The sequence below is a fragment of the Tamlana carrageenivorans genome (genome assembly GCF_002893765.1).
Taxonomy (GTDB): Bacteria; Bacteroidota; Bacteroidia; order Flavobacteriales; family Flavobacteriaceae; genus Pseudotamlana; species Pseudotamlana carrageenivorans.
On the sequence record NZ_CP025938.1, the window covers coordinates 3,219,675 to 3,232,533 of the forward strand.

At 34.6% G+C, this 12,859-nt stretch carries 12 protein-coding genes; 7 read left to right on the forward strand and 5 right to left on the reverse strand.

Annotated features, from left to right (window positions below; genetic code table 11):
- The first annotated feature begins 14 nt into the window (after positions 1-14).
- Complete coding sequence (locus tag C1A40_RS14160; RefSeq protein WP_102996461.1) at positions 15-278, forward strand: DUF4372 domain-containing protein; 264 nt, start codon at positions 15-17, stop codon at positions 276-278.
- Positions 279-437: 159 nt separating this feature from the next.
- Here C1A40_RS14160 and C1A40_RS14165 read toward each other — a convergent pair whose 3' ends face one another.
- Entirely contained in the window at positions 438-869 is a 432-nt protein-coding gene (locus C1A40_RS14165; RefSeq protein WP_102997228.1) for a hypothetical protein, read from the reverse strand.
- 386 nt (positions 870-1,255) lie between these two features.
- On the opposite strand from C1A40_RS14165, the gene C1A40_RS18220 reads away from it, so the two are divergent.
- The 5 genes from C1A40_RS18220 (at position 1,256) to C1A40_RS14180 (ending at position 7,801) form a co-directional block, all read left to right on the forward strand.
- Entirely contained in the window at positions 1,256-1,414 is a 159-nt protein-coding gene (locus C1A40_RS18220; protein WP_158651375.1) for a hypothetical protein, read from the forward strand.
- Positions 1,415-1,502: 88 nt separating this feature from the next.
- Positions 1,503-1,670, forward strand: a complete 168-nt coding sequence (locus C1A40_RS18225) for a lmo0937 family membrane protein (RefSeq protein ID WP_158651376.1) — start codon at positions 1,503-1,505, stop codon at positions 1,668-1,670.
- An 878-nt stretch (positions 1,671-2,548) separates the two neighbouring features.
- On the forward strand, positions 2,549-3,280 hold the full coding sequence (locus C1A40_RS14170; protein WP_102996462.1) for an SOS response-associated peptidase: 732 nt from the start codon (positions 2,549-2,551) through the stop codon (positions 3,278-3,280).
- Positions 3,281-3,520: 240 nt separating this feature from the next.
- Positions 3,521-4,735, forward strand: a complete 1,215-nt coding sequence (dinB, locus tag C1A40_RS14175) for a DNA polymerase IV (RefSeq protein WP_102996463.1) — start codon at positions 3,521-3,523, stop codon at positions 4,733-4,735.
- 111 nt (positions 4,736-4,846) lie between these two features.
- A complete protein-coding gene (locus tag C1A40_RS14180; protein ID WP_102996464.1) occupies positions 4,847-7,801 on the forward strand; it encodes a DNA polymerase III subunit alpha in 2,955 nt (984 codons plus the stop codon).
- Positions 7,802-7,853: 52 nt separating this feature from the next.
- Here the strand turns inward: C1A40_RS14180 and C1A40_RS18340 are convergent, their stop codons facing one another.
- Positions 7,854-8,054 (reverse strand): hypothetical protein, encoded by a 201-nt coding sequence (locus C1A40_RS18340; protein ID WP_199287715.1) that lies wholly within the window; start codon positions 8,052-8,054, stop codon positions 7,854-7,856.
- A gap of 195 nt (positions 8,055-8,249) precedes the next feature.
- Positions 8,250-9,401: a serine hydrolase domain-containing protein gene (locus C1A40_RS14190; protein ID WP_102996465.1), complete on the reverse strand. Its 1,152-nt coding sequence runs from the start codon at positions 9,399-9,401 to the stop codon at positions 8,250-8,252.
- A gap of 170 nt (positions 9,402-9,571) precedes the next feature.
- Between C1A40_RS14190 and C1A40_RS14195 the strand changes: the two genes are divergently transcribed.
- Positions 9,572-10,741, forward strand: coding sequence for an IS4 family transposase (locus C1A40_RS14195; protein ID WP_102995256.1), 1,170 nt, complete (start codon positions 9,572-9,574; stop codon positions 10,739-10,741).
- 53 nt (positions 10,742-10,794) lie between these two features.
- Here the strand turns inward: C1A40_RS14195 and C1A40_RS14200 are convergent, their stop codons facing one another.
- Positions 10,795-11,805 (reverse strand): IS30 family transposase, encoded by a 1,011-nt coding sequence (locus C1A40_RS14200; protein WP_102996466.1) that lies wholly within the window; start codon positions 11,803-11,805, stop codon positions 10,795-10,797.
- Positions 11,806-12,078: 273 nt separating this feature from the next.
- Positions 12,079-12,855, reverse strand: coding sequence for a hypothetical protein (locus C1A40_RS14205; RefSeq protein WP_102996467.1), 777 nt, complete (start codon positions 12,853-12,855; stop codon positions 12,079-12,081).
- Positions 12,856-12,859: the final 4 nt, after the last annotated feature.

Consider the following 12,859-nt stretch of genomic DNA (forward strand, 5'->3'; position numbering starts at 1 on the left):
CACACATCCAAGATATGAATAAAAGTAAAAACTTTAGCGGACACCCCATAATCAAACAGGTATTAAATTTCATTTTGCCCAAAGATGTTCCTCGGACAGCCAAAAAGCACAACAGCGATCGCTATACCAAAAAGTTTATCACCTATGAGCATTTGGCCACTATGGTATTTACCGTGATCAGTGGCTGTAGCTCACTTCGTGAGGTTTCCAGTATTATGCTTGCCTGCGAGGGAAAGATCAACCATCTAGGACTCACGGACTTTCCAAAACGCATGTAAGCTTCCCCTTTTTCGAACCGTTAGTTAATCCAAATATATAATTTTTTTACGTTTAAAATAGACTGACTTTTTATTCATTTAATTTTTTTAAAGTCAGTCTATTTTAAATGAGCCTAGCGGCATTGAAGTGTCTACCTTTGTTGTGATAGAGGATATTGCTTAAGACTGTACCGGATTCGGGTTAGTAAAAGGTGTTTTCTCGGAAGGCAAATTCAGTGCTCCCAATATTTTATCTAATTCGGCCAAAGCCTTTTTGTCAATTAAATCCGTATTAATTTTAATTTCTTTTTGTTCAGTTTTTAGGGTATAGTCTCCAGCAAATTTTTTAATCCATGTGATGTCATTCATATTTATTTTTTTCCAATATCCATATAATCCATTTTTTTTGATTATGCCATCTTGAATAGTGAGGTATTGATAGGTTAAATCATGTAAATATTGCCCGAAGTATAATACTCCAAGAATCAAATATCCGTAATCAGTCCATCGTAAATGGTCTTCATCCACTATATTGTAAGTTCCAAAGGTGATCCATATGATGCTAATAATTAGATTAGCAACGAGTCTTTTTCTTTTGAATTTAATTTTCATATTGAAGTTTGGTTTTACCTTTTTACTACTTGCAATATCAGCCAAGTTGTATTTTTTAAGTATAAAAGTTAGTAAAATAATCACAAATAGATAGTATTAAAGGATTTTAGAAAATAGACGATATCAGCAATTAATTTTATAGTTTCTATGCGGTGGTACTTTTCAATTAGGACTTCGGTTTTAGTGTATTTTATGGGCTAATGTTTGAAAAGGATCGTTTTTTTGGCGTATTGGTACTTCTCAATATTTTCAGCTAAAAGAAAAATTCTTTGGGTAAAGGCTTTCAAGGTAAAGGCTTTAGTTTACATTGAAATCTGATAGGAGATATTATAATACGGGCTATCAGGATTTTTTCATACTGCATATTCAAAAGCTAAAAACACAAAGTGGAACTCAAAGCATTGACTGCCCATCCTAAGGGGCTGTTTTTTCCTAACTCGGCTATTCTAAAGCAACAAAAATACATGGCTAATATTTTTGAGATTTACAAAATCGCTCATGAGTTTAAAAACCGATTAGGGCAAAAACGTTTGCTTTACAGTTAAATAAGGAGATATAATTGCCGTAAATTTATAATACATCCTAACAGCTATTTATGATGGATAAATAATTTAACACTAAAAATTAAATATTATGAGAAGTCTTATTTGGCTAGTAGCCGTTATTTGTATTGTCGTTTGGATGTTAGGATTTTTTGGTATTGTGGCAGGATTAGGTACTGGAAGTTTAATACACATCTTATTAGTATTAGCTGTAATCGCTATTTTATACAACATTATTACTGGAAGAAAACCTTTATAATTTCTGTGAAATTCTACCCCAAAATATAAATGCGCTATTGCATTATAAAAAACCTGATTATTAGTATTAGGTCATGGTATAGCAGTAAAAGGATAGGCTGTCTGAAAAGTGAATCAAATTTGATTTATCAGATTGAACTTGCTGAAATTATTATCTTGCCGAAGATAGTGATACCCAAGTTTATGGAAAACCCGATGGTGTTGCCGCTACGCCATCAGGGGATTTATTAGTAAACGACGACTCTGGTAACACGATTTGGAAAGTACAGGGTACCAAGTAGTTCTAATAACTAATTTTCTACATATAGGGGATATGCCTATGAAAGATGCCAATGCACTTTATATCAATCTGTATGCCGTTTTTAACGCCAAATTATCTTATAAAAACCATATTACCGATCACTTTTTATAGGCGCAAACAGTTGGTGTTAATAATTTTACTAATGAAGTTTATGCCTCATCCATTCTCATTAATGCCGTAGGATTTGGTGACTCCGAGCCACCTTATTATTACCCAAGAATACCCAGAAATTGGTATGGAGGTATTAAAATAGGTTATGATATTTGAAATTGAGGGTTACTAGGTTTATGTTTAAATATTTAGTAGATAAGTTTTTGTATTGAATTAGAGGTGGTGTTATTCTTGAAAATTAATACTATAAAAACGAGTAAGTTTTACACTTATAGGTTTTACAAGGGTAAATTTCAATTATATTTACTCTTGTTATAATTGTTTTCAGGAGGTAAAAGCAAGTTCTGATATAGAAAACTTAATAATAACTAACGGCGATATATTAATTCTTCAGTTGCTGATAAAAAGTTTAACAAAACAGCTACAAAAGAAGTACTAAGTTATTTTAAACAAGAAAACAATTCAGCATGTGTTTTCATACATCGACCATTACAAAAACAAAAAAGCTAGAACAGCATTTTAAAGTTACATTAAGTAGCGAAGACATTCGCACCATTTTCGATAAACCACAATATCACTTAAACGGATTTTCACATCCTAACATGCTCGTGATTCCGCAGCAAAAAAATAATGTTTTAGCGCCAGGAATTTGGGGCATTGTGCCAGATCGTAAAACCCCCGAACATATTTTGTCTTACTACAAAGAAGCGGTAAAATATGGCGGCGGACTCAATGCGCGCTCTGAAAAGTTGTTTAATCATTTCATATACAAAAAAGCGATACACGAACAGCGGTGTATCATTCCTGTATCAGGTTTTTACGAACCGTACGAACATCAAAAAAAGAAATACCCGTTTTTTATTCAAAATACAGAACAGAAACCTTTGGCTCTAGCAGGTATTTATTCTGTAATAGGAAGTTATATTACGTTTTCGATTATTACTAAAAATGCTTCGCCATTTTTAGCTAAAGTGCATAATGTTAAAAAGCGACAGCCTTTAATTTTAGATGCAGAGCATGCAAAATCTTGGCTAGATCCAAATCTTACCACACCACAAATTACTGATATCACAAACTTTTTTTATCCAGAAAGCCATTTACAAACGCACACGGTAAGTAGAGATCTTTTTTCTCCAAAGACGGATAGTAACATAGCGCGTATTTTAGATCCTGTAGAATATGATGGTCTGAAAATTTAAGCTGTTAATTTAGTCATATCTACACATCGTGTTCTTCGGTGAAGACGTTCCGCAAAAAAAAATAATATTCATCAGCACTTTAAAACAAATTCATACCGTGATTAAAACGTGATGGTAGGTGACGAGCGTCCTTCCTCATAACAAATCGTTTATCTCAATATGAAACGTTTTGGATGTTAAAAAACTATATTACTACAAATGTTAGCAATAAAAGATTGTAAATGTAGCTAATTTTGCAGTATGAATAAAAATATACTCCATATGGATCTCGATACTTTTTTTGTGTCCTGCGAACGCCTTATAGATAGCCGTTTACAAAAACGCCCTATTCTTGTTGGTGGTACAGGCGATCGCGGTGTGGTGTCTGCCTGTAGTTACGAGACCAGAAAATTCGGAGTTCATTCGGGCATGTCCATGAAAGTCGCTAGACGCCTTTGTCCCGAAGCGGTAGTGATTCGTGGCAATGCTTCGGTATATTCTAAATACTCACATCAGGTAACCGATATTATTAAAGAAAAAGTACCTGTATTTGAAAAGGCTAGCATCGATGAGTTTTATGCCGATTTAACCGGTATGGACCATTTTTTTGGTTCCTATAAATACGCATCAGAATTACGAACCAGCATTATTAAGGAAACAGGTTTACCCATTTCATTCGGACTATCGGCTAATAAAATAGTATCTAAAGTAGCTACTGGCGAAGCCAAACCCAATAACAAGCTGCGTATTGATCAAGGCTTTGAGAAAGCCTTTTTAGCACCGCTATCCATTAAAAAGATTCCGTCTGTGGGTAATAAAACGTATCAGATCTTGCGTAATCTGGGTATCGATAAAATTAGTGTTATTCAGCAAATGCCTGTTGAAATGCTTACCAGTGTGTTAGGTGTTAACGGCCGCACCATTTGGAAACGCGCTTTGGGTATTGATAATCCGCCGCTCATTCCGTTTCACGAACGCAAATCCATTTCTATGGAACGCACTTTTTGGAAAGATACGATTGATATGCATAAGCTCCGAACCACCATTTTTGCTATGGCAGAAAGTTTGGCGTATCAACTCCGAAAGGGTAATAAATTGGCGGCCTGTGTAAGCGTGAAGATTCGTTATTCCGATTTTAATACCTATTCCAAACAGATACAAATCCCGTATTCCAGTGCCGACCATGTGATTATTCCTAGAGTATTGGAACTATTCGAAAAACTCTACCAACGCCGCTTGTTAATCCGTTTGGTGGGGGTAAAACTGAGTAACCTGGTAACCGGAAACTACCAAATTAATTTGTTCGACGATACCGAAGAGATGCTTAGTCTTTACAACGCCATGGATAAAATTAAAAATCGTTATGGCGAGCACAGCATCCAAAAAGCATCAGCCTTAGGTGCAAAAACTATTGGAGGTACTCAGAATCCGTTTAATGGCGAACCGCCAATTGTTTTGGCGCATCGTAGGCAGTAAATCAGTGATATTTAAAGTTGATAGCATTTGTTTTCATAGAAATGACAGGTCACTTTAATTACTGTTTTTCGTTATCCTTAAATTAAAAATTCAAAATAAAGCCCAGCAGCAATGTACCTCAATTGCCACACATACTATTCGATTCGCTTCGGAACCTTTTCTGAAATAGAACTTTTAGAGCTTGCCCAAACGCATGGTGTGCCATCTTTGGTATTAACCGATATCAATAATACTTCAGCTTGTTTGAATTTTATCAGAAAAGCTTCAGATTATAATATCAAACCCATTGTTGGTATCGATTTTAGAAATGGTGCCACCCAACAGTTTGTGGGAATTGCTAAAAATAATTTGGGGTTTCAGGAATTGAATGAGGTATTATCAAGCTTCAGTCATAACAAACAAGTGATTCCTAACGAAGCCCCAGAGTTAAAGAATGCTTATATTATTTATCCTTTTGAAGCCGTTTTAGAACAGGATAAAACCGATTTTAAAGCCCATGAGTTTATAGGTGTTTCGGTGGCAGAACTTCGGAAACTCCCATTTTCTAAATACATTAAGTACACCCATAAATTAGTCATTCAGCAGCAAGTAACCGTCCGCAATAAACGTGATTTTAATGCGCATCGTTTGCTCAGGGCTATCGATAATAACACCCTGTTAAGTAAGCTTCAGAAAACTGAAGAATGTCATCCAGACGATAGCATGTTGCCGCTTTCCGAATTGGAACAAGCATTTGAAATGTTTCCTTTCATAATCGAAAATACCAAACAACTTCTGGAGCAATGCCACATCCATTTTACTTTTGGAGCAAATCGTATTTCCCAAAATCAGCAAACCTATTTAGAGTCAAATGCTGCCGATTACCAGTATCTAGAAAAACTCTGTTACGAGAAGCTTTCCAAACGCTACAGCCAGCCTAGCACCAAAGTGAAATCCCGATTACAAACCGAACTTCAAACCATAAGTGCCATGGATTTTGTATCGTATTTTCTTATTAATTACGACATCATCAGCTATGCCAAATCCCAAGGTTATATTCATGTAGGGCGGGGGAGCGGCGCCAATAGTATTGTGGCGTATATTATTGGTATAACCGATGTCGATCCTATCGAACTCGATTTGTATTTCGAACGTTTTATCAACCCCTATCGGGCATCGCCACCAGATTTTGATATCGATTTTTCGTGGAAAGATCGCGAAGATATTACCCAGTATATTTTCAAACGTTTCAAGAATGTGGCTTTATTAGCCACTTACAACACTTTTAAATATCGGGCTGTCGTACGTGAATTGGGTAAAGTATTCGGTCTACCCAAAGAGGAAATTGATAAACTGGCAGCCGATAAACACCAAACACAAGCTTTGGACGAGATGTCTAGTTTGGTGATAAAATACAGCAAACTCATTCAAGGATTTCCCAATCATTTAAGTGTACATTCTTGTGGTATCCTTATTTTACAAGAGCCCATTCATTATTATTCGGCAACCGATTTACCACCAAAAGGTTTCCCAACGGTACAATTTGATATGATTATTGCTGAAGATACCGGCATCTTTAAATTCGATATTCTCGGACAACGTGGCCTTGCAAAAATCAAGGAAGCCATTGAAATTATTCAGTACAATCGTCCTGAAGCACCGGCTATTGATATTACCCAAGTAGAACAATTTAAAAAAGACCCCAATATCAATGCGCTTTTAAAAAGCGGACGAGCCATTGGAGCGTATTATGTCGAATCGCCCGCCATGCGCGGCCTCATGCAAAAACTGCAAACGCAGGATTATATCGGACTTGTAGCAGCGAGTTCCATCATCCGCCCAGGCGTGTCCAGTTCGGGGATGAAACAGGAATACATTAAACGCCAGCGTTATCCCGAAACCCGAAAACAAGCCAATTCGAAACTGTTGGAAATTATGCCAGAAACCTATGGCATTATGGTCTATCAGGAAGATGTGCTCAAAGTTGCTAACCAGTTTGCCGATTTAACTTTGGGTGAAGCTGATGTACTTCGCCGTGGTATGAGTGGTAAGTTTCGCTCCCTAGCCGAGTTTGTTGCTGTAGAAGAAAAATTCATCAATAATTGTAAAGCCAAAGGGTATCCAAACGACCTCACCATAACGGTTTGGAACCAGATTAAAAGCTTTGCGGGCTATGCCTTTGCCAAAGGGCATTCGGCGTCCTATGCGGTAGAGAGTTACCAAAGTCTGTATTTAAAATGCTACTATCCTTTAGAGTTTATGGTAGCAGTACTCAATAACGGTGGCGGATTTTACAGTGCCGAGCATTATATTCATGAAGCTAAAATGTGGGGCGCCGAGGTACAAGCACCTTGCATTAATACCAGCGAACATTACAACATCATTAAAGGGAAAACCATTTACTTAGGTTTAGGCTACCTGAAAAGTTTGGAAACCTTGGTGGTAAAACGTCTGCTTACCGAACGGAATTTTAATGGGCCATTCACATCTTTAGCCGATGTGATAGATCGTGTTACCATCAGTATCGAACAACTCACCATTCTTATTCGTATCGATGCCTTAAGGTTTACTGGCCAACCCAAAACCGAACTGCTTTGGCAGGCCATTTTTAAGTGTAATGCCAACAAATCAAAAACAGCACAGGGCAAACTGTTTAAACCGCAACAGAAGACGTTTGTGTTGCCTAGCTTACAGGCTTCGGCTATTGAGGATGCTTACGACCAAATGGAACTGCTGGGCTTTCCTCTGTGTTCATATTTCAACCTCATTAATGAAAACTTGCAACCGCATATTAAAGCTAAAGATCTAAAACACCACATCAATACACGCGTATTGTTATATGGGCTGTTGGTTAATACCCGATTTCATAAAACATCACAGGGTAAACGCATCCGTTTTTGCACCTTTACCGATCAGGAGGGGCATTATTTTGATACGGTGCATTTCACCAAAGTTGTAAACCAATATCCAATCCACGGTATTGGCGTGTATGCCTGTTATGGTACGGTAACCGCCGATTTCGATTTTTGTAGTTTGGATATTATTTGGAGTAGGAAACTGGAAGTACTTACAGATCCGAGGGGGTGATATGGGATACAGTCTCACTAAATCATTAAGGGATCGTAAACTATTAAAATGATTACAAGTTTTTAAGTTCCACCGTTCCAGTAAATATTGGGTTTAAAAGTTTTGATTCGGCAAGTTCTGATAAGAATACTTTCACTAAGAAATTTTCTTTAGAAATGACTCGCTGTCCCGCCCCTTTTCCTTTATCAAGTTCCTGAATACTTTGTTTTAATTCAGATTGCTCTGATAAAGTTAATTCGTCCCAAAAGCCCACTTTTTACTTATTCACTAAGTCAGCTAACTTTTGGATGAAATCAGTATTTTTAGTCTCCAAAATTGTTTCTAGCAGTTCAATTTTTGCTGTTCGAATATCCATTTTAATAAAAACTACAAAAATATAATTTAGTTCGTTTTTTTTTGTTCGTATCAAGCCAACAGATAAGTCGAGCCAATAAGATTCTAAATAATTTTACTCAACCCCTTCCAATAGTCTAGATATTTCAATAGCGGGATACCAAGCAGATACGTTGGCATCATCAATAGATAATGCGAAGGTGTATTGGTTAGGTATCACGGTAGCAACATAAGATTGATAACCAAACGATTGCCCGCCATGACCATAAGAAAGATCCATGATGTTTATAATGCCTTTACCATAAGTAATGGCTCCTGGTATCATGGTTTTAAAATCATCGTTTTTAACACTTTTTATCGTATTGGGATCTTCAAACAGCAAACCTTTATTCCAGACCGCTATAAGTGTTTGCATATCTTCTAAATTTGACAAAATTTCTCCTGCAGGCCCTGCCAGAGTGAAAGGCATAAGTGTAATAGTATCTTTATAATAGCCCCGAGGTCTTTTATTTTCTGGATATAAAGATCCAAAATAGGTGTGATTAAGTTCTAGCGGGTTTATAATGTGCTCCTTGATATAATCTTGGTAGCTTTTATGAGCAAGTTTTTCAATAAGTAATCCCAATAAAATATAATTGGTATTGCTGTATTTAAATTTTGTTCCAGGGATAAAGAGGTCTTTATTGGGATTGGCCTTTGCTATATCAATAAGGTTTTCTGACGTAAATTTTTGAGAAGGGTCACTATGCATGCTTAATTCCTTTTCTTCGTCATCTAAAAAATAATCAGGTAGCCCAGAAGAATGGTTTAATAGGTTTACCACCTTTACCGAATCGATATAATTTACACCATCAATTACAAGTAAATCTTGATACCATTTGTTATTAGGTAAAATAGAGGTGAGGTAATCGTCTAGGTTTAATTTATTTTGTTCTACAAGCTGAAGAATGGATGTGGCAGTAAAAATTTTAGTGCAACTTCCAATTTCAAACAAATCATCAAATTGAGTTGTTTTCGAGTTTTTTCTAGCATCAAATCCGCTGTAATAAGGGAATGTGTTCGGACCTTTAATAATAGCCTTCATGGTGCAGCCATTGGTTTTGGCAACCTTTACAACTAGCGTGTCCAATAGTGCTTTTATAGAGTCTGAAATCTGTATTTGGGGCGTTTCAAGCTTAGATTTAATCGAGATATTGGTAGCTGCCGTATTTTCTTTACAAGAAACTATGGTAATAAGAAAAGCAATTAAAAGGGTGATTTTTTTCATGAGTTTGATTTAAAATGAGAATATAATCAATTTATAGAACTTAAATTTAAGGATATCATGAAAATAAATAGATAAAAAATCAATAGCGTCCAAAACGCTTAAAAAGAGAAAGGGATTTTGTATCTCAAAATATTATTTTTGAGTTGCACAACAAAAAATAACCTTTCTCCATGACAAATATAACATTGTTCTCTCAGATAATCTCCAAATTAGACCGTTCTAGTTTTTCTAAACTTGTAAAAGCCAAGGGAACAGATAAACATCAAAAAGGATTTAATAGTTGGACACATTTAGTCTCCATGTTGTTTTGTCAATTTGCAAAAAGTCAATCCGTCCGAGATATAAGTAATGGACTTCGCTCTGCCACAGGAAACCTTAATCATTTAGGCATACAGAAAGCACCTTCTAAATCAACGATAAGCTATCAAAACAAACATCGAGACTGGACGCTTTATCGAGATTACTACTATGTTCTTTTAAAAAGTTTTGGACAGCACCCTCACTTAAAACGTGTTAAATTCAAAATTAAATCCAAGATATTTCTATTAGATTCTACAACGATAAGTCTATGTTTAAGTCTCTTTGATTGGGCAAAATACAAAACCCACAAAGGAGCTGTAAAAATGCACACCTTGCTTGATTATGATGGTAATTTACCGCACTATGTAAATATTAGCGATGGTAAAACAGCAGATAATAAAGGAGCTTACGATATTCCTTTGATTAGCCGTTCGGTTATTGTCGCAGATCGATTTTATAATGATTTTTCGTTACTTAACGTTTGGGACAGCAACCAAGTGTTTTTTGTAATTAGGCACAAAGAAAACATCCAATTTAAGAGTATTAAAGAAAAAGAATTGCCAGAAAATAGACATCATCATGTTTTAAAAGATGAAATCATTGAGCTAACAGGGGCTAAATCAAAAACAAAATACCCAAAGAAGCTACGTAGAATAGCTGTATGGGACGATAAAAATAACCAGGAAATAGAACTTATTACCAACCAAATGTCTTGGACAGCAAACACAATTAGCCAACTCTACAAAGCTAGATGGGATATTGAGATATTCTTTAGAGACATCAAACAACAGCTACATATTAAATCGTTTATAGGAACTTCTGAAAATGCTGTAATGATACAAATATGGACGGCTCTTATTACTATACTCATCCTAAAAGCCTTAAAAGCAAATGCAAAATATAATTGGTACTTGTCCAATTTAGTAGCTTTTATAAGACTTAACCTTTTTGTCAAAGTGGATTTGCAAAAATGGATTGATAGCCCTTTTAACGAGCAGCCTCCCCCCAAACAAAATTATACACAAGGGGTTCTTTTTTGAAAAAGATAAAAAACATGGCTAATTACCAGTAAAATCGTTGACTTTTGATTAGATCAAAAATGTTTAGGACAGGATTGTTCTTTTATCATAACTTCATTAGGGGTTTTAAATCCAATAATTTTACGAGGTCTATTGTTTAATTTTTCTTGAATTTCGATGAATGTATTTAAGTCAATTTTGTTAAAATCTGTTCCTTTTGGGAGGTACCTTCTGATGAGTCCGTTAGTGTTTTCATTGGTACCTCTTTCCCAAGAAGAATAGGGGTGTGCAAAGTAAATTTTCATACCTGTTTTCTTGGTAATTGTTTCGTGTCTTGCCATTTCAATTCCATTATCGTAGGTCATAGATTTTTTGAATATGGGATCTAGTTTGTTAAGTTCTTTAGAAAACATTTTAGCAATTTCCTTAGAGTTCCTGGCTTTTAGTTTGATAATTAATGTATATCTAGATTTGCGTTCTACGATAGTTCCAATAGCCGATTTTTGATCCTTCCCAATCATTAAATCTCCTTCCCAGTGTCCGATTTCATTTCTTAGGTTAATATGCTCGGGCCTTAGGTCTATACTGACTTGGTTTAATATTTTAGATCCTGTTCTGCGTCTTTTTTTAGAGGGTCTACGTCTTGTTTTTTTGCGTACGAGGAGTTTAATTAGTTTTTTATTTAAACTAGCTTGAGGCTTTGCATATATGTACCTATAAATTGATTCGTGAGAAATAGACATTATAGGATCATTTGGGAATTCTTCTTTTAGTCTTCCAGCAATTTGTTCAGGAGTCCATTGTGATAATAAGCCCCTATAGACATAAATTCGAAGTCTAGGGTACTTAGATATTTTATCAATATTTCTTTTGTTTAGGTAATCATCTTTGGCGCACCAATGAGCTAGTTCTGCTGAGTATTTATCTCTATCTGTTTGCACCCATTTATTAACTTCTCTTGTAACCGTAGATCGAGCTCTGTTAATGGTTATAGCGATGTATGATTTATTCTTTTTTTCAGTTAAAAGAGTCTCAATCTGTATTCTTTCTTTAAGGGTAAGTCTACCTGTTTTTTTTCGTACCATAATTACAAATCTATTAATTTAGATTTGTTGCGTTAAGTTCTTGAATACGAGATTTTTTGGTCAAATGTTTTACAACGTTGTTGTATAAGCTTTGTTGCGTTGGTTTGGTAGTAAAGTTAATAAATAATTACTGACCAATAAATTCCGCGAAGACTTTCGAAAGTAAGCAAAAAGCCAGCAATAAAGTTTATACGGTGTTGCCAAATAGTTGCTTTTCCATTAAGACTTTTTGTTTTTTAATTCAATAATTTTTCCCATATTTTATAATTTTATTCATTTGGAAATTATTCGTTTTTTATATGCTTTTGCTTTTGATATAATAAAGTTCAAAATTTTAATTTTGTCATTTAATTTAATAACTTTCCAAAATTCATCATCATCTTCACAATAGATAATAAAAGTGTCTATTTCATCTTTTGGGATATTTAAAACATCTGTATAAATAAATTTTGAATATGAAGAAAAAACTTCTTTTGATTGATTATCTTTTTTAAAAATAGTTTGTAATTTTTTATTTTTTTTTGATCTTCCAGAAACCTTGTTAATGAAATTATTGATAGGTCCCATATTATCACTTAAAGTGTATATTTTAAATTCAAAAGGTGTTTTTTTAGGAGTATTTGCGTACGGTAATTTTAAACTTACAGCATTAACTTTTGATGAATTATCTTTAACTTTTTTTAGGTCGAGTATTAACGAACCTGTCATATTTTTTTCTAATGAAATTTCATCTAATTCATAAATTACTTCTATTAATTCTACTATAATTTTTTTAGAGCTAATTTTTAATTTATCAATTATAATTTTTTTTTCGCCAAATTGTATGCCAGAAAAAATTAATGTATCATTTAATCTTACCAGAGATGTAAATGACCCTTTAGTATCGCTTAAAGTAAAATTGTTACTTCTTTTATTATAAATATAAATATTTTCTTTGTTTTCAATTTCACCAACAATTTGTCCTTTAATAAAAGTTTCACTTTGAGCGTAATTATTTAATTGAAAAGCTAAAACAAAAATTAAAAAACTAATTTTTTTTCTAATGTTCATTCTA

Excerpts from the sequence above, each read along its gene's own strand:
- C1A40_RS14200 (WP_102996466.1), bottom strand. The coding sequence starts at position 11,805 with ATGGTACGAAAAAAAACAGGTAGACTTACCCTTAAAGAAAGAATACAG.
- C1A40_RS14190 (WP_102996465.1), bottom strand. The coding sequence starts at position 9,401 with ATGAAAAAAATCACCCTTTTAATTGCTTTTCTTATTACCATAGTTTCT.
- C1A40_RS14160 (WP_102996461.1), top strand. The coding sequence starts at position 15 with ATGAATAAAAGTAAAAACTTTAGCGGACACCCCATAATCAAACAGGTA.
- C1A40_RS14180 (WP_102996464.1), top strand. The coding sequence starts at position 4,847 with ATGTACCTCAATTGCCACACATACTATTCGATTCGCTTCGGAACCTTT.
- C1A40_RS14205 (WP_102996467.1), bottom strand. The coding sequence starts at position 12,855 with ATGAACATTAGAAAAAAAATTAGTTTTTTAATTTTTGTTTTAGCTTTT.
- C1A40_RS18225 (WP_158651376.1), top strand. The coding sequence starts at position 1,503 with ATGAGAAGTCTTATTTGGCTAGTAGCCGTTATTTGTATTGTCGTTTGG.
- C1A40_RS14165 (WP_102997228.1), bottom strand. The coding sequence starts at position 869 with ATGAAAATTAAATTCAAAAGAAAAAGACTCGTTGCTAATCTAATTATT.
- dinB (WP_102996463.1), top strand. The coding sequence starts at position 3,521 with ATGAATAAAAATATACTCCATATGGATCTCGATACTTTTTTTGTGTCC.
- C1A40_RS14195 (WP_102995256.1), top strand. The coding sequence starts at position 9,572 with ATGACAAATATAACATTGTTCTCTCAGATAATCTCCAAATTAGACCGT.
- C1A40_RS14170 (WP_102996462.1), top strand. The coding sequence starts at position 2,549 with ATGTGTTTTCATACATCGACCATTACAAAAACAAAAAAGCTAGAACAG.